Source organism: Sphingobacterium sp. UBA3549, from assembly GCF_002376635.1.
Classification (GTDB): domain Bacteria; phylum Bacteroidota; class Bacteroidia; order Sphingobacteriales; family Sphingobacteriaceae; genus Sphingobacterium.
In genome coordinates this window covers 60,386-86,050 of sequence record NZ_DFOE01000007.1, presented here as the reverse complement: position 1 = coordinate 86,050, position 25,665 = coordinate 60,386, and the positions used below count along the sequence as shown (strand labels likewise).

General features: G+C 40.5%; 18 protein-coding genes. 8 read left to right on the top strand and 10 right to left on the bottom strand.

Annotated features, from left to right (window positions below; genetic code table 11):
- Positions 1–3: 3 nt before the first annotated feature.
- From B2W36_RS04465 to dacB, 4 genes are all read right to left on the bottom strand, one after another.
- Positions 4–306, bottom strand: a complete 303-nt coding sequence (locus B2W36_RS04465; RefSeq protein ID WP_293886559.1) for a hypothetical protein — start codon at positions 304–306, stop codon at positions 4–6.
- A gap of 544 nt (positions 307–850) precedes the next feature.
- Positions 851–1,432 carry a Holliday junction branch migration protein RuvA gene (gene ruvA, locus B2W36_RS04460; RefSeq protein WP_209578702.1) on the bottom strand — a complete coding sequence of 194 codons (582 nt, stop codon included), beginning with the start codon at positions 1,430–1,432 and terminating at the stop codon, positions 851–853.
- A 32-nt stretch (positions 1,433–1,464) separates the two neighbouring features.
- Positions 1,465–3,747, bottom strand: coding sequence for an NADP-dependent malic enzyme (locus tag B2W36_RS04455; RefSeq protein ID WP_209578701.1), 2,283 nt, complete (start codon positions 3,745–3,747; stop codon positions 1,465–1,467).
- Positions 3,748–3,840: 93 nt separating this feature from the next.
- Entirely contained in the window at positions 3,841–5,265 is a 1,425-nt protein-coding gene (dacB, locus tag B2W36_RS04450; protein WP_293886558.1) for a D-alanyl-D-alanine carboxypeptidase/D-alanyl-D-alanine endopeptidase, read from the bottom strand.
- A gap of 243 nt (positions 5,266–5,508) precedes the next feature.
- Between dacB and B2W36_RS04445 the strand changes: the two genes are divergently transcribed.
- Positions 5,509–7,284, top strand: a complete 1,776-nt coding sequence (locus B2W36_RS04445) for an aminopeptidase P family protein (protein WP_293886557.1) — start codon at positions 5,509–5,511, stop codon at positions 7,282–7,284.
- Between the two features lie 159 nt (positions 7,285–7,443).
- Here B2W36_RS04445 and B2W36_RS04440 read toward each other — a convergent pair whose 3' ends face one another.
- The 6 genes from B2W36_RS04440 to B2W36_RS04415 form a co-directional block, all read right to left on the bottom strand.
- The gene (locus B2W36_RS04440) at positions 7,444–9,297 is read right to left on the bottom strand and encodes an alkaline phosphatase (protein WP_293886556.1); all 1,854 of its coding nucleotides are present in this window, start codon (positions 9,295–9,297) and stop codon (positions 7,444–7,446) included.
- Positions 9,291–10,811, bottom strand: a complete 1,521-nt coding sequence (locus B2W36_RS04435; protein WP_293886555.1) for a RagB/SusD family nutrient uptake outer membrane protein — start codon at positions 10,809–10,811, stop codon at positions 9,291–9,293. The genes B2W36_RS04440 and B2W36_RS04435 overlap by 7 nt, the downstream gene beginning before the upstream one ends.
- A 53-nt stretch (positions 10,812–10,864) precedes the next feature.
- Positions 10,865–14,209 (bottom strand): SusC/RagA family TonB-linked outer membrane protein, encoded by a 3,345-nt coding sequence (locus B2W36_RS04430; protein WP_293886554.1) that lies wholly within the window; start codon positions 14,207–14,209, stop codon positions 10,865–10,867.
- A 67-nt stretch (positions 14,210–14,276) separates the two neighbouring features.
- Positions 14,277–15,224 (bottom strand): FecR family protein, encoded by a 948-nt coding sequence (locus tag B2W36_RS04425; protein ID WP_293886553.1) that lies wholly within the window; start codon positions 15,222–15,224, stop codon positions 14,277–14,279.
- Positions 15,225–15,321: 97 nt separating this feature from the next.
- A complete protein-coding gene (locus B2W36_RS04420) occupies positions 15,322–15,849 on the bottom strand; it encodes an RNA polymerase sigma factor (RefSeq protein WP_293886552.1) in 528 nt (175 codons plus the stop codon).
- Between the two features lie 127 nt (positions 15,850–15,976).
- Complete coding sequence (locus B2W36_RS04415) at positions 15,977–16,237, bottom strand: hypothetical protein (RefSeq protein WP_293886551.1); 261 nt, start codon at positions 16,235–16,237, stop codon at positions 15,977–15,979.
- Between the two features lie 235 nt (positions 16,238–16,472).
- Between B2W36_RS04415 and B2W36_RS04410 the strand changes: the two genes are divergently transcribed.
- From B2W36_RS04410 to B2W36_RS04380, 7 genes are all read left to right on the top strand, one after another.
- Entirely contained in the window at positions 16,473–17,573 is a 1,101-nt protein-coding gene (locus tag B2W36_RS04410; RefSeq protein WP_293886550.1) for a Fic family protein, read from the top strand.
- A 668-nt stretch (positions 17,574–18,241) separates the two neighbouring features.
- Positions 18,242–19,957, top strand: coding sequence for a hypothetical protein (locus tag B2W36_RS04405; protein WP_293886549.1), 1,716 nt, complete (start codon positions 18,242–18,244; stop codon positions 19,955–19,957).
- Between the two features lie 10 nt (positions 19,958–19,967).
- The gene (locus B2W36_RS04400; protein WP_293886548.1) at positions 19,968–23,465 is read left to right on the top strand and encodes a DEAD/DEAH box helicase; all 3,498 of its coding nucleotides are present in this window, start codon (positions 19,968–19,970) and stop codon (positions 23,463–23,465) included.
- A 13-nt stretch (positions 23,466–23,478) separates the two neighbouring features.
- Entirely contained in the window at positions 23,479–23,667 is a 189-nt protein-coding gene (locus B2W36_RS04395) for a hypothetical protein (protein ID WP_293886547.1), read from the top strand.
- Positions 23,651–24,304: a hypothetical protein gene (locus tag B2W36_RS04390; RefSeq protein WP_293886546.1), complete on the top strand. Its 654-nt coding sequence runs from the start codon at positions 23,651–23,653 to the stop codon at positions 24,302–24,304. Before B2W36_RS04395 ends, B2W36_RS04390 begins: the two co-directional genes overlap by 17 nt.
- Positions 24,305–24,311: 7 nt before the next feature.
- Positions 24,312–25,073: a hypothetical protein gene (locus B2W36_RS04385; RefSeq protein WP_293886545.1), complete on the top strand. Its 762-nt coding sequence runs from the start codon at positions 24,312–24,314 to the stop codon at positions 25,071–25,073.
- A gap of 108 nt (positions 25,074–25,181) precedes the next feature.
- Positions 25,182–25,556, top strand: coding sequence for a hypothetical protein (locus tag B2W36_RS04380; protein WP_293886544.1), 375 nt, complete (start codon positions 25,182–25,184; stop codon positions 25,554–25,556).
- The last annotated feature ends 109 nt before the right edge of the window (positions 25,557–25,665 follow it).

Sequence of the window (25,665 nt, the reverse complement as noted above, 5' to 3'; positions counted from 1 at the left end):
TAGCTATTTTGCAGTATAGTAAATCGGCACACCTGGATCACTGGCAGTAAATGTGCCTACATTTTGTGCGATAAAATCAGATACGCCATTAGGACTTGGATTGATCAATAACTGGATCACATTATTGCCGATTGTACTTCCCAAAACTTGAAAGATTGATCTCGTAGGTTTGAATGTGTATGTCTTTAGGCCTTTAAGTCCACAGTTAGACTCAACAGTTCCACTTGGAACGAGATCTTTTGAACAGGAGGTAATTAAAACCAAAAATGATGCTATCAAAGCAATACAATTTAGTTTCTTTTTCATAATTTAATTGTCTTAGTTTATAATTAGCTCTAAAATAGGGGTAAGCTATATGTTAAAATTATAAAATTAAACTTTAATAATAACTAAGGAATAAAAAAACTACCCATTTGTGTACTGATTAACTCTAGCTATTTAAGAAAAAATTGACCTTCCTATGCAGGTATTTGAATAGTAATATACCGATCAGTGAAGTCCAGATCTAGATCATTATTGGATTTTCAGAAGTCTCGACGAATGTCGATACTTTTAAGCGTTGCTTTAGATGCTTGAAGAAGACTTCGATATGTAAGCGCTATCTATATATGTTCGCTACCAGAGAAGCCCTCCATGCAATATTATTGGTGGAAAAGTGGTACTCATTACCGTGGTGCTGTCCCAAAAGTGAACCGTTAATAGGGCGCGAAGTATTGCAAAACCGAGGTTAGGAAAAAGACATAAAGGAACGCTAAGGTTCCTTTATGTCTTTTTCGCTACAGCATAAGCAGTACGTATCTCTGTGATCTGATGTTTGTTGTTGGATTCGTTCAGCAAAAACGTACATGTATTAAAGACGTTTCAGTGCTAATTTGATCATATCCTCTACAGAAAGATTGCTTTCTGTTTTTAGAATGGTATTTAATACTTTCTCTGCCGCGGCTTTGTTGAACCCGAGCATAACGAGTGCGGATAGCGCTTCGTCTGGTATCGATTGGGACTGAATAGATGTTGCCAAAGCTTCGAATCCCTGTTTCTTTAATTTATCCTGAAGTTCCAAGATAAGACGTTGTGCTGTTTTAGGACCAATTCCCTTAATCTTTTGAATCAGTGCAACCTGGCCATTAACAATGGCAGACTGGATCTCATCTGGTGTGTTTGACGAGAGGATCATACGACCTGTATTGGGGCCAATCCCAGAAACAGAGATCAAATTTTCAAATAGTTTTTTCTCACCTTCAGTTGCAAAGCCATACAGTGTATGAGAATCTTCCCGAACTTGAAGTGAAATGAATAATTTGCAGTTTTCCTGATCTTTGATTTGAGAAAAGGTATAAAGAGAGATGTGGACATAGTAGCCAATCCCACTCACATCGATAACAACGTGAGTGGGGGCTTTATATGTTAATTTTCCGTTGAAATATTCGTACATAGTATACGAATATAGGAAGATTTTAAGCTATTCTATAAATTTTTAAGATGTGTCTGTACGTCTACGACGGCAATGGTGACCATATTGACGATTTCGCGTACAGAGCTATCCAATTGCAATACGTGGATTGGTTTGTTCATACCCAAAAGAATCGGGCCTACAGCTTCCGCTTCACCAACTTCTTGCAATAATTTATACGCAATATTGCCTGATTCTAAATTAGGGAACACAAGTGTATTTGCTGATTTTCCATTTAAATAGCTGAAAGGGAAGTTTGCTGTCAACATTTCGCTATTTAACGCGAAGTTTGCTTGTAAATCACCCTCAGCAATGATATCAGGATATTGATCGTGTAAAATCTGTGCTGCAGCTCTGACTTTTGTAGGCGTTTTTCCTTCACTTGACCCAAAGTTAGAATACGACAATAAAGCGATACGTGGCTGGATATTCATGCGCTTAACGGCTTTATCCAGAAGCAAGGTGATGTCGGCCAATTCTTGTGCAGTTGGATCTTCGTTCACCGTTGTATCCCCCATAAAAATTGGCCCTTTTTTGGTTAACATCATATACATACCTGCGACGCGACTTCCTGGTTTAGCACCAATCACATGCAATGCCGGACGAATCGTATTCGCGTAATTTTTGGTCATCCCAGAAATTAATGTATCAGCTTCGCCAAATTCCACTAAAGAGGCTCCAAAATAGTTGCGGTCATACATCAACTTACGGGCATCGTATTTGGATATACCACGACGTTGTCTTTTGATGTACAGATGCTCAATGAATTTCTGAGAACGCTCTGTTTCACCATCTACTTCAGCAACGGGATCGATGATTTCAAGACCGTCCAATTCAAAAGCGTATTCTTTAATTAGGCGTTCGATTTTATCTTTTCGGCCTAAAAGAATAGGGACCGCAATGCCCTCTTCTTTGACAATCTGTGCCGCGCGCAGTGTTTTGTAATTGTCTGCTTCCGCAAAAACAACACGCTTCGGATCCCTTTTCGCTGCCATGGTCAGGTTACGCATGATGGCGTCGTCCTTACCCAGGCGTTTACGTAGCGCATCGCTGTATTGATCCCAATCTTCTATTACGGTCTTTGCTACACCTGATGCGATAGCGGCTTTTGCAACAGCCATAGAAACTTCTGTGATCAGACGTGGATCTGTAGGCTTTGGAATAATATATTCTTCCGAGAATTTTAAGTTATTGGTGTTATAAGCCTGATTAACTTCTTCTGGAACAGGTTGTTTCGCCAAGTCAGCAATGGCACGTACTGCCGCAATTTTCATTTCTTCATTGATGGAAGTTGCACGAACGTCTAACGCGCCACGGAAGATATATGGGAAACCCAATACGTTATTCACTTGATTTGGATAATCAGAACGACCAGTACCCATGATGATATCGTTACGTGTCGCCATGGCCAAATCGTAAGCAATTTCAGGATTTGGATTTGCCATTGCCAATACAATCGGATTGGGAGCCATTGATAACAACATGTCCGCCGACATAACATCCGCTGCAGATAAGCCGATAAATACATCCGAATCTTTTACCGCGTCTGCTAAGGTGCGTATATCACGATCGGTCGCATACTGTGCCTTCATACCATCCAGATTTTCCCTGTCCTTACGGATAACACCTTTGCTATCCAGCATGACGATATTTTCCTTGCTTGCACCAACCGAGATATACATTGCTGTACATGACATCGCTGCAGCCCCGGCACCATTGACGACAATTTTAACTTTAGAAATATCTTTACCGATAATTTCACAAGCGTTGATCAATGCTGCACCTGAGATGATTGCCGTACCATGTTGGTCATCGTGCATCACAGGGATATTCATTTCCTCTTTTAGGCGACGTTCGATTTCAAAACATTCCGGTGCTTTAATATCTTCCAGGTTAATACCTCCGAAGGTCGGTTCTAAAGCTTTAACGATATTGACGAATTCATCCACATTTTTGGTGTCCACTTCGATGTCGAATACATCAATGTCAGCAAAAATTTTGAATAATAAACCTTTACCTTCCATGACTGGTTTACCAGCTTGGGCACCGATATCGCCTAAACCCAATACTGCTGTACCATTACTGATAACGGCAACAAGGTTTCCTTTTGCGGTATATTTATAAGCATCTTCTTTGTTCTCAGCAATAGCCAAACATGGCTCCGCTACACCAGGAGAATATGCTAACGATAAGTCTCTTTGCGAATTTGTTGGTTTGGTCGGAACAACAGCTATTTTACCAGGTCTACCCATAGAGTGGTAATTTAATGCTGCCTGTTTACGATTAGTGTTACTCATTACGATTTTATTAATTTAAGGCTACAAATCTATCATTCTTTTTGATAATTGGAAATTTTTACCAATATCTTATTATTATTAGACAATAATATGTTACTTCAGGACATCCAGTAATTTAAACATCTGCTGCCGCATACCAGAAGCAGGTCCCGAATAGTTGTTGACCAGCAACGTATAAGTGAACGACTGTCCTGACTTATTGGTATGCACACCTGTATAACCAAGAACGCCGCCAATTGTTCCGCTTTTCATCTTCATATTGTTATAGGTGGGAAGACTTTCATAAAAAGCAGGATACCAACTTTGCTTTTGGGCATACTGCATGATCTTATTCATGGCTGATGTGGTCACTCGATTTTGAGGCGATAGGCCCGAACCATCCATGTTATTGAGTTCGCCCGATTTGATGCCTAATTTTGCATTCCAATATTTCTGTATATAATACGCCCCATCATCAGTCCCGGTTTTACCCGCTGTCGTATACGCGATTGCCTTTAATAAGGCTTCTCCGTAGAGGTTGATGCTTTTTTGATTAAACCAGTAGACAATTTTGTCTAAGGTCGGGGAGAGGTGAATATCTAACGTCTGCTTCTTAGAGACATCTACTGAATCCATCTTTCTACCTGTAGCGGGAGGCTCAAGAGCCACAATGCCACTATTGGTTAGGATGTCGTTCAATTGATAAGCGAGATCATAAGCCGGATCGGGCGATGATAGCTCAATTGTTTTTTTGAGATCTTGTCCATAAGAGCCACGTATAAAAATTTTGGTTGAATATGGCGCCGAATAAGCATAAACATTGTCGCCACTGCCTGTTTTACCCGTAGTTGTTTCATTGATAATTTCCAGGTAGGGAACATGAGTGGTATAGCTCACGATCTCCGCTTTGGCGCCAACCTTATTGCTTGGACTGAAATTTACGCCAAAGGCGTTCTCACACCAATTGAGTGACGAAATTCCCGCACCGTAATAGTTCCCCATATCGGTCCAGATCCACCCGCCCGGAAGCTGGTTACCATTATAAAGCCTGTCATCGGCGATGATGGCACCATGAATACTTTTGATACCGGCATTTTGGATTGCTGCAAGCCACTTGTTCAGTATCGTTTTTGCTTGAGTCTCTGGATAGCGGGCGCTGCCGAGGGTGGGGTCACCCGTGCCTGTTACAATAATATTTCCGTTTAACACACCGTTTTCGTCAATCTCACCGGTATAATACAAGGTGGTTTTGAACTGATAATTTTTGCCCAGGAAATCTAGCGCTGTTGCCGAAGTGATTACTTTCATGGTGGAGGCGGTCGCCAGTCCGATATTTTCATTTGCTGCGAAAACCGTTTGTCCTGTTTTTCCATCGAAAACGATCAGTGAGCTCAAACCATTCCTGAGGCTTTCCTGATTTTGAAACTGTGTAAAAGCATCCTGGATTTTACTGCGAAGATCCTGTGCAAATAGTGGAGTGGTAACGGTCGTTAACGCGTAAGTGGAAAAAGCTATAGTACTTAGCACAAATTGGTTCATATATCCTATTTTTTTATTGTCCTATGGTATATCCTCATATCCTGAATTAGATTCGACCAAACACAAACACGGTTATCTACGTTCGTGCTGGCAATCATGGATATTTCGTTGGATTTATCATGATGACTTGAACGCTGCCTATTTTTAGGGGAAAGCGTTCGCTGTATTCGTTTGTTTTATTTGGCTTAAAGTTAGGCATTCGCCCCTAAAAAATCCTAACTTGCATAAAATTGTATAAACGACATGAAGCATATCGAAAAATTAGCTGCTATTCGTGAGGCGATGAAGGTTCAAGGAATCGACGGCTATATTATCCCGTCATCAGACCCTCATATTAGTGAATATTTACCAGAACGTTACAAATGTATAGCGTGGGCATCGGGGTTTACAGGATCCGCAGGCACTTTGGCTATCACGCAAGATTTTGCTGGTCTATGGACAGATTCGCGCTACTTTGTTCAGGCGGCAGAGCAGTTGGCAGGAACAGGTTTTGAACTGGTGAAATTGAAAGCACAGGGAGCCGCGGAGTACGCTGATTGGTTGGGAGAGCAGCTGGGTGCTGGCGCTAAAGTTGCTTTTGACGGCAATCTCGCTTCTTTATTGGTGGCCCAATCTGTTCAGCATACTTTGGAGCCTTTGGAGATTACAGTAGATGGTCATGTTGATCTGCTGTCCTCCTTATGGGAAGGACGTCCAGCGCTGCCCCAAGCGAGGGCTTATCTATTGAATGAAGATACGACAGGACAATCTACCGTTTCTAAAATTGAAGCTGTGCGTGCCGAAATGAAAAAGAATAGAACGGCGGCGCATCTGATTTCATCTTTGGATGACCTGGCCTGGTTGTTAAACATCCGTGGTCAGGATGTGCCCTGTAACCCTGTTGTTTTGGGCTTTGTACTGATCACAACCGAAGATACTACACTTTATATCGAACCATCGAAGCTAAGCGCTCAGGCGACGGAGCAACTGAAAGGTTATGGAGTGCGTGTGGCGCCCTATGAAGATGTCTTTAAAGCGATTTCAACATTGGATGTGGCATCAATTCTTATTGATCCCAAACGTACCTGTTTTGCCGTTTTCGACAGCGTACCTAAACAGGTTAAAATTGTTGAGAAAACGAACCCTTCGACGAGTTTAAAAGCCATTAAGAATACAGTTGAAATTGAAAATAATCGCCATACGTTTGTAAAAGACGGGGTAGCGTTGACACGTTTCTTTAAGTGGTTGGAAGAAAATGTTTCTTCCGGTGAACTTTCCGAATTATCTATCGCAGATAAATTGCGCGAGTTGCGCGAAAGTCAAGAGGGCTTTGTTGACGTCTCTTTTACCACAATTGCAGGATATTTGGACCATGGTGCGCTACCGCACTATTCGGCGAATGAAAAATCAAACTATATCTTACAGCCTAAGGGTTTGCTATTGGTGGATTCTGGAGGTCAATATCAAACGGGCACAACAGATATTACACGGGTAGTAACCCTGGGTGCTGCGACCCAAGAAGAGAAAGAAGATTATACATTGGTGCTCAAAGGAACGATAGAAGGCTCTCAGGCCATTTTTCCGACTGGAACGCGCGGCTATCAGATCGATGCAATTACCCGTCGTCCATTGTGGGAAACGTTACGCAACTATGGGCATGGTACCGGACATGGGGTAGGCTTTTTTCTGAATGTGCATGAAGGGCCTCAGGTGTTTAACCCGGCGGCAATCGATGTTGCGGTTGAACCTGGCATGATTACTTCAATAGAGCCTGGATTGTACCGTGTAGGCAAACATGGGATCCGTATTGAAAACTTAGTATTGACCCGTAAAGCAGGTTCTTCTGAATTTGGCGACTTTCTGGACTTTGAGACATTAACGATATGTTATATCGCAACTGATTTGATCGAGAAGTCCCTATTGGATAAGAAACATATTGCCTGGTTGAATAATTATAATCAATGGGTTTTTGATCAGTTATCAACGCATCTTAATGCGGAGGAAAAGAACTGGTTGGCAGATAAGTGCCAAGCAATTTAATCCCCATAAACTGAAGATTAAAGCGCAATAGCTTTCAAAGTCGCTGTGCTAAGCAGGCGATCCGGAGCAAGTCGACCATGCACATTGATCCCATATAAAAATGAAACCCCTCGGTATAAACCCCGAGGGGTTTTGCGTTGTATGAAGGCTTCAAATCGATTATTTCAATCGATAGGCCTGGATAATCTTTTTAAAAACTGCTGTATTGTTGTAGATACCAATAAACTGCTGTGCGCCGGGACCATAAGCAAAAACAGGCACCATAATGTTGGTGTGGTCATCACTGCTGAAATTTCCTCTTATCGTTCCTTTTTTATAATTGGCATCCAATAGGGAAAGTCCACCAGTTTCGTGATCTGCAGTGACAATAACGAGCGTTTCGCCATCTTGATCGGCAAATTTAAGGGCTTCTCCCACAAGCCTGTCAAAGTCATGCTGCTCGGTAACAACATAAGGGAGATCATTAGCATGGGCTCCATAGTCAATTTGTGCACCCTCGGCCATGATAAAGAAGCCCTTATCATTTTTAGACAAAAGCTCAATCGTTTTTGAGAGCGAAGTTTTTAACATTTCTCCTCGTCCATCGAGTATTCTTCGTGTCGCAGAATCCGCCAGGAGCACCAGCTGCTTACCCGATGTCGCTTTTTCGAAATCATCTAAATTTTGCTGAAGCTGATAACCTTTTGCCGCCAGTTGCTTCATCAGCGTGTTATCCTTGTTTTTAACAAAGCTTTCGCGACGCGAACCCACTAAAATATCCACATGACTATTTTTGAAATCTGCTGCAATTTCCTGTGACATAGTCCGGTCGATCTGGTGCGCATAAAATGCCGCAGGGGTAGCATCGGTAATATCTCCGGCACTGATTATACCGCTTTTGATTCCATGCTGAGCCAGTGTGTCTGGAATCGAACTGATCGGTTTGCCATTGGCGTCCACACCGATGTACCTATTATTTGTTTTGTGCCCTGTCGCCAAAGCAGTTCCTCCTGCAGCAGAGTCGGTAAAATCCGAATTGGATGCTTCGGTGCGCGAAAGACCAATATACTTCATATTGATGATATTAGATTGACCAAAATTGGCACTTAAACCCGCCTGTATTTGAGCCAAACCCATCCCATCACCGATAAGTAAAATAACGTTCTTGACCTTACTTCTTGCACCATCATTTCTATAGGTTGGCTGATAGGGAACGTAGGCCTTTGGATTTGCGTATTCGACTTTAGCGCTGTTTAAATAGAAACTCTTGAGCGCCGTAGGATGATCTGTATTGATCCAGTCCACACCCATGTGACCAAGCTCTTTCCAGCTATTGGGGCTGTCTTTGGTTGCCCAGAAGCGAAAGCTTTTTCCCAATTTATGCGCTTTGTCTATCACAGATCTCATTTTTTCAAGGTCGGGTGGCGTAGGTGTTCCTTTACCATTCCAGACAGAATACTGCTTAATATCCTGGCTGATCATCCCGATATGTTTGAGCTGTGCTGGCGTATAATTTCTTTCCGGCCGGCCATCAAAATAAATCATCGATGGATAATTGTCGAACTTTTCGGGCGGCGGGATTTCACCGCTGACGACAATTTTAATGGCATAAGGATTTTTCTGCTGATCGAATATAGATTCGTTGCCTTTCAAATCGGCCAATAATTTAGCCAATACCTCTTCGTAGTTTTCCTTAATATCGATTACCAGCTGTAATGTTTGCTCAGGCTTAGCGTAGGGCCTATTGCCATTTTCCTTGAAGAAAGTAACCAAGGGATCGATGTATAATTTTTTTAATGTTTTCCCTGCTTTGATTTCGCTGCTTTCATGGGCAACGTAAAGCTCTCCGTCGCGATAGAAGACGTCTGCTTCTATTGATCCCATTCCTGCATAGTAAGCCTCTAATAGCGGGATTTGCTGTTTGTAATCATTATGACTATGTCCTGCATTGGCAGTCAGTTTCTGCTGGGCAGAAACCGACTGAATGCTTAGGCCGGCAAATAGCAGCCACATGAATTTAGTGTTTTTTACCATCCTGCATTTTGTTTAATGACACCGGAACTATTGTCGATCTCGCGTTGTGGAACAGCCCAAACATCATGTACTTGCGGATTGAAATTTCTAGCCGGCCAAATGACAGCACCATCGAAATCGTGTAAAGGTTTGGCATAGGTCGCTTGCGCATCACCCCATCTGACCAAATCACGGTGACGGTCTGCCCATTCCCCCGCAAGCTCATTGCGGCGTTCGCGTTTTAGATCCGTAAGACCCATTCCGCTTTTTGCCAACAAGCCCGCTCTTTTACGGATTTTATTTAATTCAGTATCACCGGCCCCAGCACCATTTAAATTAATGGCTGCCTCAGCTTTAATCAATAATACTTCGGCATAACGCATCAATGGTACATTGAGATCTGTTGTTCCGTTGTCGCCATTTGGATTGACGTGTGTAGGAATCGGGTTGGCGTATGAAAATGGTTCCATATACTTTTTAAACTGATAGTTTGAAGTCGCTCCACCATCTTTTGTAAATGTACGTTCTGCGCCAAAAAACTGGAATTTGTCGCCCGGTTTTAAGATGGTTGCTTCACGACGCAAGTCCCCAGTTTCAAAAGAATCGTAAAGTTCTTTTGTCGGCAGATAGTAGCCCCAGCCATTGTAGATTCCCCAGGCTTTATTGGTCAACATCACACCGGGAAGTTTGCTTCCCCAGCCAGTACCACCACCATTTGGCGTACAGACCACCGACCAGATATATTCTTTGGACCAGTTGTTGGCAGCTTTAAACACATCCACAAAATTGGTCAATAATTCATGTTTGCCCGAATTGATCACCATATCTGCATATTTGGCCGCATTGGTATAATCCTTTTTGTACAGATATACTTTTGATAAATAGGCCCATGCTGCTGTCTTGTGCGCTTTACCGTAATCGGTATCCTTCATTTCCGAAAAATAAGGAAGGTTGTCGGCCGCTTTTAATAACAGTGAAATGATGTAATCGTAGTTTTCGTTAACGTTGTTGGCTCTGGCTACCGGAACGGAAGCATCTGTTTCAGGAGTAACAATAGGCACACCTGCCTTGTCGTTACCATAGTTTGCCGCTAATTGAAAATAAACCAGACCTGCATTGAAATAGGCATCGCCAATGATCTGTTTTTTTCGCGCTTCATCCATGCTGATATTGGGAACATGGATAATAATATCATTGGCCCTTTTTATAATCGCATAACGCATGCTCCATTGCGATTCGGTATAACCACCGCCGATGTAATTGCGGTTGAAGTTTTTGATATTGTCGGCTTCGGGCTTGTTACGTCCCGTCACCATGTCGTCACTGGCATTAATAAACCAAAACATCCCACGACCGTAATAATCCTCTTCATTATACTTTTCGTACATCCCGGCTTCTGCTTTGATCGCGTCTTGTTCCGTTTTCCAGAAATTCTGTGCCGAGGGAGAGCCCTCTGGTGTTATATCTAACTGTTTATTGCACGATGCAAAAAGCGCTACTGCTGCTATTGCAAGGTATTTTACATTTGTTTTCATCGTTTTATTTTTTTAATGGCTGATGAATATATATCATCGGCATTTTTTTAAGATTAAAAATTGACATTTAAACCAACAATAAAGCTTCTGGCTTGTGGGTAACGTCCCACGTCAAGACCATTGTTATCCATTCCAATCTCGGGGTCGAAACCTGTATATTTCGTAATGGTGAATAAGTTATTGGCCGTTGCGTATATCCGCACTGTGCCCATCTTAAATTTATTCGCAATTGATTTTGGGAGGGTATAGCCTAATGTGACGTTACGAATGCGGAGGTAAGAACCATTTTCGATGTAAAAATCGGACGCATTAAAATTGCCATTTGCATCTGAAGTGGAAATGATGGGCACTTTACCATTTGGATTTTCTGGAGACCAGGCGTCCAAAATGCCCGTTAACTTATTGTAAGAAGGTCCGCTTGCACTATATGTTGTTCTTTTAATAGCGTTGAAAAGCTTATTGCCTTGAACACCCTGAGCAAAAATATTGAAATCAAAATCCTTATAATTTGCATTAAAGCTCAATCCATAGGAGAAATCAGGGTATGCACTGCCCGCAAAATAACGATCTTCAGAACCGATTGAACCATTGCCATCGATGTCTACAAATTTGAAATCTCCTGCTTTTGCATTCGGCTGAATTTTTTGTCCATTGGCATTTTTGTAATTATCAGCTTCGGCCTGGCTCTGGAAGATACCATCTGTTTTGAGCACATAGTAGCTGTAGAGCGGTTGACCAACAGTAATAGAGAGCGGAGCCAATTCATTCCTGAAATTTGTAGGCACCGCTATTGTTGATAAACCCGCATCCAATTCTTTAACTTTATTGTTCAATTTGGTTAAGGTTGCGTTGATGGAATAAGTAAAGTCGGAATTTTTTGAACTATTGTACGTTAATCCCAACTCAATTCCTCTGTCTTTGACTAAACCCGCGTTGATCGTTTGACTATTTAAACCTGCTGTACCTGGTAGTGATCTGGTCAGGATCATTTTATTTGTTTCCTTAATAAAGTAATCGGCGACTAAGTTAAAATGGTTGAAAATTCCCAAATCTACACCTATATTGGTCTGTTTACTTTCTGCCCAAGTGAGGTTCTTGTTGGCCAAAATCGTTTGTACGTATCCTTTTTGTAAGGTCGGTGTTTGGCCGAAATAACTTTGTGTCGATGCTAGTAGCGGGTTAACAGCTGCAGCTGATAAACTACCGAGATTACCTAAAATACCATAGCTACCGCGTAATTTTAATTGATCTAACCAGGTTACTGATTTTAAAAACTCTTCTTTACTTATTACCCATCCTGCTGAAGCAGAAGCGTAGTTTTTAAATCTATTTTCTTTTGTCAACATGGATGAACCATCTCGTCTACCAATTAACGATAGTAAATACTTGTCGTTATAACTGTAGTTTGCTCTTAAGAATAGCGATGATATTGCTGTTGAAGCATAGCCACTTTCCGAAGGTTGAATGGTATTCGCATTTGTTAAATAACGGTATTGTTTGGACTCATCGTCAAAACCTGCTCCGGAAGTATACAGATAGGTGTTCTTTGTTTTTTGAAAGGTATAACCACCGGTTAGGTCAAGTTGATGCTTGTCGAAAGAAGTTTTGTAATTTAAAACTTGTTCTGCAAGGATATCATTTGCATCATCAGCTCGTTCAACTAGACTATTGCTCAAAACCGGTTTACCTATTTCAGGACGTCTTGGTGTAAAGCTTTTAAATCGAGCATTCGATTTAGTAATACTTAAATTAGATCTGAATGTTAAGCCTTTTGCCAATTGGATGCTAGCATAAGGATTGACAACAAGGACATTGACCGGATTGTTGATGTCGATGCGCATCAGTTCGGCAACAGGATTAATGATATCACCGTAATCGCCAGGGAATGGACCCGGTAGACCAGCAAAGCTTCCATCTGCATTGTAAGGGGTTCCATTAGTTGGATAATAAATGGCAGAAAGTAGGGCTCCTGTATAGTCACTGCTGGTATTGGCACCATTTCCATTGGTACTGCTATAGGATAAGTTTTCACCAACTTTCAACCAAGGGGTAAGTTGATGTTCTGAATTTATACGGAAATTATAGCGCTTGGTTTTGGTATTCAATACGATACCTTCGGCGTTGCGGTAATTAAAACTCAGGTAAAAGTTAGACTTTTCGCTACCGCCATTAATTGCAGCATTGTAATCCTGTAGTGTAGCATTTCTAAAAACTTCATCCATCCAGTTTGTTTTGGTCACTAGACCCTCTGGGTATTTCGTTGGATCAAAAGCAGGAAGGATGGTCGTTCCACCATTTTTAGCAGCTGTTGCAGCTACTTGTGCCCGTTGTTCGGCATTTAGCGGTTGTAATTTTCGCCAAGCACTTTGTTGCCCTAACTTGGCATCAACGCTAATTTGCATCTGTCCTTTTTTTCCTTTTTTAGTGGTGATCAATACCACACCACCAGAAGCTCTGGCACCATAGATTGCTGCCGATGCATCTTTAAGGACCGAAATAGATTCGATATCGTTCGGATTGAGCTGTGGGGTGCCTAGGAAAATTGAACCGTCAATAACGTAGAGTACACTCTCGCCATTGATACCACCGGCGCCTCTGATATTGATACGTGGCGTTGAAGTTGGGTCACCACCTTCATTCGTAACAATAACACCTGGTGATTTACCGGCCAATACTTCGCCAACACTGTTGACAGATCTAGACGATAATTTATCAAGTGATACTAGGCTCACTGCTCCAGTTAATGTTTCTTTTTTCTGCGTTCCATACCCTACGACAACAACTTCGGATAAGGTGGAACGTTCTTCGCTTAGCGTTACATTTATAACTTCATTTTCAGCAACAGAAACATCTTTAGAATGGAATCCTACCATCGAAAAGGAAAGTACGGCTTGCGGTCCTGCTTCGATTCGAAATGCTCCTTTTGCATCTGTTGTGGTTCCAGTCTGCGTACCTACTACTTTTACTGATACACCTGCTATGGCAGCTCCCAGTGTATCTCTTACAAAACCTGTGACGATCCGATCTGCTTTGATGTTTCCTTGCGTGTTCAGGATCACATAGTCCTCTTTTTCTACCGCACTGATTCCAAGTTTATTCAGGAGAGAACGAACGGGTTCAGTTTTAAAACTGCCGCTTAAGACTGTATTCCGTTCTTGCAATAGATCAGGGTTGTAAACAAAATGAAGACCCGAAAGACTTTCGATTTTGTGAAGGATCACATCGAGTTTCTCGCCCTTGCTTATGTTGATGTTTACGCTGCTTTTGTCCAAACGTTGAGCCAGGCTTGGGGAGGCCATCAATGAACTGCAGAATACTGAAGTAATCGAAAATGCGATGCAGGGATACTTCATGATCCGATAAAAAGAGAATGCTCTCTTGAATGCAGGTGTTTTCATTTTTTTGTGATAATTGGGTAATGAATTACGCATGGTGACTAAGATGTTTTAGGTAAATTTTTAGACATTATTTGTAGACTTTAAATATTTTATCTTGCTCTATCGTACTGTATTTAATGTGGTGTAGACTACAGATGATATCCAGTATTTCTGCCGGATCTTGTGTGCTATTAAATGTGGCTGTTGTTTTTAGCGCGGAAAGCGATGTGTCTTTTAAGATAATTTCGATGTTGTAGATATATTCCAGTCTTTTTACGACCTCCTTAAGTGGTGTTCCATCAAACGCAATGGCGACAGCTGTATTTTTTTCTACTACGCTACGCGAAGATTGTGCGGTTTCTTTGCTGTACCGTAGACTTTGGTTTTTGGTTAATATACCCAAGATCTTATCTTGTTGCTGTACAGCAACCTTACCTGTAGCAACGGTGACTTCGACTTGGTCGGAAGCCTGATAGGCTTTTATCCGAAAAGAGGTTCCCAATACTTTAACCGCTAGCTTGGATGCAAGCTGTACCTGAAATGGGCGATGCTCGTCGTGGGCAATATCAAAGAAGGCTTCCCCTTCAGTGAGTGCTATTTCACGGATATTTCCCTCGAATTTACTTGGATAGCTGATTTTTGAAGAGGGTTCCAGGATAATTATCGAACCATCTGCCAATACAATCTTTTTATGTTCATCTGCAAGGGTTGTCGTGACGAGCTGTGTAGACGCTGCGATAGGTTGATTGTTCACTGTCCAATAAACGAGTCCTGCCGAAACAATCATTAAAATAGTAGCTGCAATTTTGAAAAGGGAAGAATAGCGCAGCGAAAGCCGTTTACTTTTATTTTCTGAAGTGGCTGATTGGATGTTGCTCAGCAATTGCTGACGCAGTGCGGTTTTGCGTTCCTGCGGGATTTTTTTGTCAGTATTATCCAGTTGAGCATACCAATCTTCAACTTGTTTGATTTCAGCGGCGGTAGCCTCTCCATTTAAATACCTTTGCAGTAATTGCTTTGCTTTTTCTTCTGTCATTTGAATACATGTCACTTCAAATGCGAGATGGTACTAGCTGAAAATGTTAGGAGTATATGAATTTATTGTTAACTAATAAAAAAGGTCGAAAGGCTAGTTAAGAAAGACTTTTTTTGAGCAGTTTCATCGCTGAGGTAAGCTGGTTTTTAACAGTTTGTACGGAGACATTCAGCTCGCTGGCAATTTCTTTAATCGATTTTTCTTGCTTTCGGCGCATGGTGACGACCAATCGCATACGTTCGGGAAGTTGCGTTAAAGCTTCTTCAACTTTTTGCTGTGCATCTTTAAGGATCAGCAGGTCATCGGCTGAATCTGCATATTGCTGGTTCATTAAAGATGCTAGTTCGGCTTTATGACCATCTTTAACCGTCGTACTCCGAAAATGGTTGATGACTTTAAATTTTACTGCACCATGGAGATAGGCTGCCAAACCGCCAGATATGATGACTTGTTCACGATTTTCCCACAAGGAGATAAAAATTTCCTGAGTGATGTCCTGCGCGACATTTTCGTCACCTATTTTCTTAAAAGCGGCATCAAATATGGCTTCCCAGTACAAATTAAAAATCTGTTCCATGGCAAAGTGATCGCCCTGCTTCAATGATGCTATCAGTAATTCGCTCACAAGATCAGTTTTAGTTGCACAAAGCTACTAACTCAGTATTCCTTTAAGGTTAATAAATCTTAAAGCATATATGTTGTCTGGTATAAATTGATCTTGGTAATTTTTGCTGAGATTGAGCGGTATATTTTTATTCTTTATATTCCTTGCCCGTAGCAATGTCAATAAAATAGCCGTCGTCCCGATTGCGCTCATTTTTATGTTGTACCCACCCGTTGGGATTGATGGTCATGTAGCTTTTGTTGCCGATTCGTTGTTTTGTCTTGTTGTTGTATAAGGTATAGCGACCATCTTTATGGTCCTGTAATGCAAAGATTTGTCGTTTACCATCTAAGGTTTCAATATGTTCGAAATCGGGGTTTATATCCCAATCTTTGTACTTGAATTCCATAGGCCTTTTGGGTTTGGAAGCTAAAGTAATGGAAGGCAATCGTTGGAAAAATAGCCTATTTCAGTGATTATCTTGAAGATTTAAAAGGAAAGTAATTTTGCTTTATTGAATCTGTAAATATATTGTTAAGAGCGCTAGATAATGAATATGATTTTTCCTTTGAGCCGATTAATTTGGTTAATCGGCTCAAATTTTGCTTATATTTGAGCCGATTATATTTTTAAATCGGCTCAATATGTATAACTGGCAATATAAAGACTGGCCTAATTTCTTCTATAGGATTGAAGAGGTTCAATCCATAGCGATTGCATTTGCGCAAGAAATAGGAGCAGTAAACGGTTTGTTAACAGGACTGAATTCAGAGCTAAAACAGCAAGCATTTGTAGAGGTGCTTATATCTGAAGCTATGAAGACCTCGGAAATTGAGGGGGAGTATATGAGCCGTGAAGATGTAATGTCTTCAATTAAGAAAAATCTCGGTATCCAAGGTGATGTCGTTGTTCGTGATCGGAGAGTTGAAGGGGTCGCCGAATTAATGACAACCATAAGAGATAGTGCCGGTATTGAACTGACAGTCGAAGTTATAATGAGGTGGCATGCTATATTAATGGCGGGATTTCCTCGAATCAACGCTGGAAAATGGCGTACGGGCGAGGAGCCTATGCAGATAATTTCAGGTTCATATGGTAAAGAAACTGTTCATTATGAAGCTCCCCCGTCTGCTGTCGTTCCAAAAGAAATGGAGCAAATGATAGACTGGTTTAAATCATACGAAGTTAAGGAGTCAGAGTATATCATTGCAGCATTGGTCAAGACGGCCATTATTCATCTTTACTTTGAGTCAATTCATCCTTTTGAGGATGGCAATGGTCGAATTGGAAGAGCATTGGCCGAATATACGCTGTCGCATACATTAAAGTCTCCAGTCCTGTTGTCGATATCAAAAACTATTGAGAAAAACAAACAAACTTATTACGATAATTTAAAAATTGCACAAGCTAGTTTAGATATTACAGGGTGGATTAGCTACTTTACCAAAGTAATTTTTGAGGCACAAAAGGAAACTAGAGAGCTTATTGAGTTTACTGTAAAAAAAGCGAAATTTTTTGATAGAAATCGTGATCTATTGAACGATCGGCAAATGAAGGTTATCAATCGGATGCTCGATCAGGGACTTGAAGGTTTTATTGGCGGGATGACTGCAAAAAAATATATGTCTATTACGAGGACCTCAAAAGCTACTGCGACTAGGGATCTGCAAAGGTTGCAAGAACTCGGGATAGTTGAACAATTAGGACATGGTAGATCTGTACGGTACGAACTCATACTTTCTTAAGCCCATGCATAAAGCTTTCGGTGCTTTTGTTAATTCTTTGTAACTGGAACCAATATAACTTGTCTTTTGTTGGTCTGGTGCCAATACTTGGTGCCAAGGTTATCTTCAGATAAAGGACTGACCTGTTCCTTGCAGAAAAAGAGGACACTTACTAAAGATCTATTCTGCTAAAGATAACAGAGTATATAAGTAACCTATCGGTTGTTTACAATTCGCCTCTTGCTCGTTGTAATTCGTGAATTCAGGGGCTTTATTAGCATTTGTATTTACAGGGTTGGTGTAAAGTTTTCCAAGTTATTTCAAAAAAATATTTTGTTATAAAACTGTTAATTTATATATTTGTATATATTAACTATATATTTGTGTTGTTATTGTTTTCCCTACGATAGGATTACAAGGTGTTTAGCTATCAAATTACCAGCAGTAGCTCATCACTCTTTCAAGAAATGAAAGTTTCGATACATTTTTATTTGTGGTGCTGGTATTTCCTAAAAAGCCAAGGGGCGAACGTCTATATATTAAAACGTGTTGAACCCTATGTAGTCTCCTTGGATGTTATACTATCTTTTTTACAAATTAAGTATTGATTATTTGCAATAATGATCTGTAACAGTTTGATCTGTTGGGCGGTTTTATTGCGTTAATTTTTTAACCTTAAATCATTTAGTATGGAAATTAATAGCCGATTAATTATTGATAGGCTTTCCCAGCGTATGGATCTCGATCGTGCCTTTTTCGTTAAATATCAATTTCTCGATAAGGAATGCCATCATTTAGTTTTAACGCTTAAACCCGTGAGTGGGCTTTCACACAAAGTGCTAAAACCGATTGTGGAGTTGTGCTTGATAGATCAGGAGGACATTTCATTTGAATTGATTTTTGCGCCAGAATTGAAGAATAAAATAAAGCTCGGAAGCTTATTTTATTGTTATGCGATCTTGCCTCAGCATGAGATTTTTAGTTGTGCGCGAAGTAGTTCACTCATGAGTAAAGGAAAGGAAATACGTGGCATATTGGATCTCTCTGAAAAGTATTATGAAAAGGCGATTGCTGTATCCGCGGAGTGTTTACACGGAGCACAAACATTTGCAGAAATAGCCAATTATCCGCGCGCTTTATTTATGGTTCATCAAAGTTTGGAAAGTCATTTAAAGCTGCTTCAGGTGATGGTAGAGGGCAAATGCAATAACGTACATAGTCTTGACAGTCGGATTCGGAATCTGCATACGCATTTCCCGATGTTCAAATCTGCCTTTATGGGAGAGACAGACGAAGATAAGATGCGTTTTGCATTACTGGATAATTCTTTTAATGCTGTTAATCAAAACAGAGATCTGGATATTTCTGCCGTCGATGCTTCGCAACTATATGATCATTGTATCGTATTACAGGCTGCGATAGAAAAGTTGTTCCGCTACTTTATGGAAGCCTTACAGGCCGAATACGATGCACTTGTGAAAGTACAGTCCACTGCTCAAGCAGCACTGGAAAAGAGCAATTTGGCCAAAAAGAAGGAACAGGAGCAAGTCAATGTTGGTGCAGATTTTCATAGTTTCCCCTGGCCATCTCGTTATCAGGGCGATGTACAGGAGGTGTTGCATCAGATCCGTCAGGAAAATAATCCCGAGCAAATCATGTTGCTCAATTATTATGTCAGCGATGCCCATGGAAAAGGGCTGTTTGATTTTCCACAGCAGGACAATGGAAACGCCGAGATCTACCTTGTTGTGATAAAAAAGAAATTGGGGCATTGTCATTTTCGAAAGGTCGCTTACGGTCAAGTTACTGCAGTTGTAGCTTTTTTGAATACGGACTTCTTGGAGACAAAATTAAGCCAAGGTAGCCGGTTTTCCCATACCATATGGAATGAATCTGTTGTTCTCTACCGGCATCCGCGTTATAAACCAACTTATTCGGTTGTGCCTGTCGATTGGCAGAGTATGATATCTAAGACGTCGATTTCATGGACTCGAAATTCAAAACTCATGCAAGATCTTACTGATGTTTTTGCTTTTGATAATCTTTCGAGTCCGCAATTGGCTGTGTTATTTTTAAATCAGCTGACTTCTATCGGCCTTTACAGTTATCTCTATCTACGCATCGGTTATGCACCGATGTACGTAACTATGGCGGATCTGGTGGATTGGACTTGCATCTGTGATAAAAAAGTCAAGGAATTTTTTAGGCCAAAAGACGATTTGGATAAACGCTTGAACGAGGAGTTATTAAAACAGATGAAAGGAAGGGTCTATGAGCTTCCTCCGGAACTGGCCCAACTTGATATCGAATACTTCAGATCGAAAGCGAAAGAAATTAAGGATTTCTTTGTCGATTTGTGCGATCAAAGCATGAAGTATATGGAATTAAAATCGCAGATAAAATAAACGAAAGGATATGATGGGAATTGACCAAAATTTGATTGCTACGGATGCCAAGATTCGTGCAATAGATAAGATACTTCCAAAAAGGAATTCCAGTGTACCACTAACAATTTTTTGGGAAGATGGATGTATAGGGAGAATGACTCCGGACTACCTGAAAAAATATTATGCTGCTGATGAAATTTCATTTATAAACCGAAAAGATATTGTTATTCAGGTACGTCCTTATCCACCGAAATATGAACTTCAGGCAAAAGCGTTCTCGGGTATTACTGTTGCTATTGAGCTGACAGCGGATCAGCTCAGTATTAACTGTTCTTGTAGCGAAGATGTCACGGGACTTTGTAGACACGAAGCAACGTTGTTATTGAATAAATTACACCCTGATTATCCCAATTATTTAAAAGGTTTATATCAGGATGAAATTAATAAGTTGCCCGAATGGAAGAAAAAGATAGTTCCATTTACGGTGTGTGAGTACTATTCTTACACGAATGTAACTGCGGCAACGAATGACGAATATGGGCGATTTTATCGATTATATGCTGATGATTATGATCGTGGATTTCGATTGCCGGAAAGAAACTTGGAGGGATATCTTGATCTACAACTTAAAGATGAAGTATACTTCTTCGTTACGACGAATTTTTCTGCTTTTGATCTGCCTGTCTTTTTTCCTTTTCATTACAAATTTAAACACGCTCGTTCCTTTTCGCATTCTTATCTATTGGATGAAAGTAACTTAAAGATGTCTTTAAATTCTTATGATCAATACCTGGAATTATTCAGCCGGCGATTTGCAGCTATCTTACGAGAAGATAAAATGCTTCGAGAAGAAAGAAAGGATCTGATCCACGAAGATGTTAATTACTTCCAGCGGAAACAATGGGAAATCATGCAGGTCTGGCGTGACTTATTGGAGAATCCTCCGTTCCCTATTAAATTACACTTCGTAGAAACATTTAAACGCTATCGTTATGCCCATCAGCTTAATTTAAAAAATTCACGCAGGCTGGAGAACGCAGCAGTAATAAAAGCGCAAAGAAACTTGGAACTCAAAGTGGAAATTAATGATCTGGATCGTTATTTGATAATGCGAATTTGCCTTTATTACAACCATCAGCTCATCGATTGTCCTGAGTTTTTAGGGGAGGAAAATTGTTTTTTTTTGAAAGTATCCAATGAGGGAATTGTATTTATTGATAATCTGACGCAGGCTGATGTATTGCAGAAATTCCGACGGTGTAACTATAAATTGACTGTTTTTAAAGAGCATTTTCAGGCCTTCTTGAACGATTATCTCATACCCCTATCAAAAATTGCGGAACTCGTCATATTGAATAGGCTAGACGAAAATAGGGCCATTCCTCAAGTCTTCAAACCGTTTAAAAAGATCGCTACTATTTCTGTAATTGATCAATTTCTTCGTGTTGCGGCTTTTGTCGAATACGAGAAAGAGGGGCGGTATTTGCTCAACTCCAATAGCAATCTGATCGTACAGGAGAAGCCGCATCAATTGGCATATTTTGAACGGGATAAGGTTACAGAACGGAGTCTTCAGGAATTTTTTAAAGGACAACATTCGCTATTGAAAGACACCAAATTACAAAACAATTGGTTGATACCTATAAAAGAAATTGACTATACAACTTGGTTGTATGATTTCATGGATAGCTGTGCTACCAATGATATTATTGTTGAAATTGAAAATCTTCAGCGCGGTACTGCATATTATCCGTTTCCTCTAAATTGTCATGTGCGTAACATTCGTCTTGACAATAATCATTGTTCGATTCTACTCGGGCCAAAATTTGGACGATATCCAGTTTCAATGGATGAATTTGAGGATTTGATCATGGGAACAGATCGCGTTTTTAGCGTTGGTGAAGGAGATTTTGGTATTATTCGCCGCGCAGATCGAGAAATCTTTAAACCACTTTTTTTAGGAGCAAGGAGGGAAGAAGATTGTTTGGTCTTAAATACAATTCAACTTGTGTCTATGCAGAGGACCTTGGATAGAATAGATAAAAAGATTATCCAAGATAGTATTCGAGAACGTCGTGAGAAACTCGCTGCATTGGAAGAGATTCCTCTTTTGGAGCCGCCCAAAGGCTTAAAAGCACAGTTACGTCCTTATCAACAGGTAGGCTTCAGCTGGCTCGCCTTTTTAAATGAATTTCATTGGGGAGGTCTTCTGGCCGATGATATGGGTTTGGGGAAAACGCTGCAAATTATAACATTGCTGGAATATTATTATCAACAGCACGCTCTGGCGAAATCTGCATTAGTAGTAGTCCCGAATTCCCTGTTGTTTAATTGGGCAAATGAATACAACAAATTCGCTCCTCATCGACAAATGAAAGTCTATCATGGGAAGCTGCGGGAAGGCTTTATTTTTGATTCGCAAGGCACAGTGATTCTTACGACGTATGGAACGATGTTAACGGATGCGGAATATTTAACAAGTTTGGAATTTAGCTATCTTATTATGGACGAATCCCAAGCTGTTAAAAACCGTAATTCGAAGCGTTTTGAGGTGCTGTCAATGGTTCAGGCTGATTATCGCATTGCAATGACCGGAACCCCAATTGAAAACGGAATACAAGATATTTATGCTCAAATGTCATTGGTCAATCCTGGTTTCTTTGGAGATTATCGGAATTTTAATCGGGCATATAAAGGTGCTAAAGGAACGGATATGGTTCAAGAGACCACCTGTAGCCTCCAAAAGATGATTCAGCCCTTTATTCTCCGACGGACAAAAAAACAGGTTGCTTTAGATCTTCCTGAAAAGACCGAAACAATTCTTTATATGGATATGCTTCCGGAGCAAAGAAAGATATACGATAAGGTCAGGAAAATATTTAAGGGGGAGATAGAGAGTAATCTGAATAGTGCAAATGCCACAAAAACCAAATTTTTGGCCATCGAGGCTTTGCAAAAGTTACGACAGCTTTGCAATTCGCCCGTTTTGATGAAAGATGGTGGCTTCGGGCAAGAATCTATAAAACTGGATTTTATTGACGAGATCATGGATGAAGTGGCTCCAACTCATAAGATTCTAATCTTTTCGTCGTATACTTCCATGCTTAAACTTGTGGCTCAGCGCATCGAAGCGAAAGGAATAGCATATACCTACCTTGATGGCAGAATGAATCAGGAGCAGCGACAAAATGCAGTCGAAAGATTTCAGGACGAGGACGAATGCCGTGTGTTTTTAATCAGTCTCAAAGCCGGCGGAACGGGCCTGAATCTGACCGCGGCTGATTATGTCTATATTTTGGACCCTTGGTGGAATCCCGCTGCCGAAGCACAGGCAATCGATCGGTGTTACCGCATTGGTCAGGACAAGCATGTCATGGCTTACAAGATTGTGTGTCGGGATTCCGTTGAGGAATACATCTTAGCACTTCAGGAAAGTAAAAAACGAATATCCGAAGGACTCATTTTAGATGAAACGAACCTGATGAAATCGATCAGTAAGGAAGAGCTACTCAAATTATTTGAATAACCAATTGTACACTATGATGATCAAAAAAGTAGTTGCACCAAAAATATCTTATGGGGGAGTGATGTATTCGCACGATTTTCAACTATGGTGCACCTATCTAAAACGGAGGATAGAAAAGGGCTGGAATGTGCGATATGGACTCATCCAGCAAAATGGATTGGTCGTGAGAAATCGAAAGGAGGAGCATGCAACATTTAATTAATGATACTGGAAGAGAAAGATTTCGTGCAGAATTTTCTATGTACTATGCGGGGATTATTTATCTCCTGATATTAAATCGGATCAGCTTCGGATTTACTCGTGAAGAAATGGCTTTCTTAATGGGACAAAAGGAAACCTACGTTAAGGAAATGGAAGAACTCAAAATACCGGCCGGAAATCTTGAAGTTATGGTCCACCTGAATTGGGTTTTCAACCGTAGGAAAGTAGATATCAGTAAATTTGATAATAAAATCAGCTATCAGTTTGAGTTCTCGATTTGGGAAGAAAAAGGTATCCGCCACTACCAAATGGAATATTTTATCAATGCCGTAGAAACCATAACTTTTTTCCAGTTAATGGAAGAAATCAGGCCCGAAGATCCAGCACAAGTTGAACAGTATACAAGCGATTGCATGGCCGTGGAACTCCTTTTGGATAAGCTTATCCAAAAAGATTATTTTAAGAAATACAGAACGCCGCTTGAACTTTGGCGCTATACGGAAAAATACCTGGAAGAAAATATCCGCATGAAAAGCTTGATGCGGGAACTAGGGGTGTTGGTAGGAAAGAAGGGAAGCGCACCGCTGCGGAAAACTAAAGCCAAAAGTTTTGGCTTCCGCTATATTGAACATAAATAAAAAAAATATGGAAGATATTACTGGAGTACCTTTAGAGGTACCGCGAAATTTTCGGTTAATATGCGAGCTTTTTGGCATCGCTGCACCAGCTTTTATTCAATTGTTTCTAGATCATTACTCTTTTATAGATCAAAATTTTACAGATAAGTCAAGCTACAATATTGCCACTAGAGCCGTACGTTATGTCAACGATAAAATTCCTAAAGGCGATAATCCTTTAAAAATTGAATTCGAAAAGAACGAAAAGGAAATGGTGGTGAAATTATTGCGACGTCAGGTAAAATTGGCTATCAATAGAAATTATAGCACGGGCGAGCGCAGAAATAAAGGCCGTATAATCACTGCACAGATCTATGACCTTTTTGCTACAAAAGTGCGGCTTAAAGACCGCATCTATTTAAACGAAAACATATCCTTTAAATTGAGTAAGGATTTTCTGCTGACTTGCCTGATAAATGGTGTTCATCCAGCGCATTATATCAACACCATGATGCAACAGGTATCTACACCCGACTTTTTAGCAACAATGCACCTGGATAAAGCTACCTATAATCCAGTTTTGGGACTTATTCATCGTGTCCATGATGGTTATGGAGATCTTATTGATTGGGAATATCGCCATACGCCTTTTTTTAAACGATTTATTATGGATTTACAGGAACTCAATAAACGCTATTTTTTTTATCGCGACCTCGATAAAAGAATAGCGCTGTATGAGGCCTGGCTCGATCGTATTTTGGAATCTAAGGATGAAGAGTTTGAGTTATAAATGAATTGTGGAAAGCTACTTGTCCTTTTATAAAGGTGGACTTGCATCAAAGTGGTTAGACAGGTACGATATGGATGAAGCCCTTAATGACTTTTTAAATGAATAAATATGAAAACATTAGAAAATATTAAATTAACGCCAGCATTTAAACAATTTTGCGACCTGTTCAATTTTACACCGGAAGAAGTTGTACAGGAATTTATTGATAAAATTGACATTGCTGAGTATATGTGTGATCCGATACACCCCGACCGTTGGGCTAATGTATTTGCGATGGAATATTTGATCCAATATACGCAGTCCGAAAATAGTATCGTTGAATATGGGGAATTTGCAGAAGAGTGGGTGAAAATGATGGAGACGAATGAGGGGGGAGACCTTGTCGGAAAAACAAGATCGCTATTGGATGCTTGGCATAAAAGAGTTTTAGAGGACCGCATCCATCTTATCATGAAAGGAGATGAGGGTAAGGATATAGTATAACGCTATGTTAAGTTTGATCAACCTTGTAAAATACGACGATCAAAATGTGTAGAACGAGCTAGTCAATGCCAAGGTACCTACAGTGATTATAACATGCAATCAAAATGAA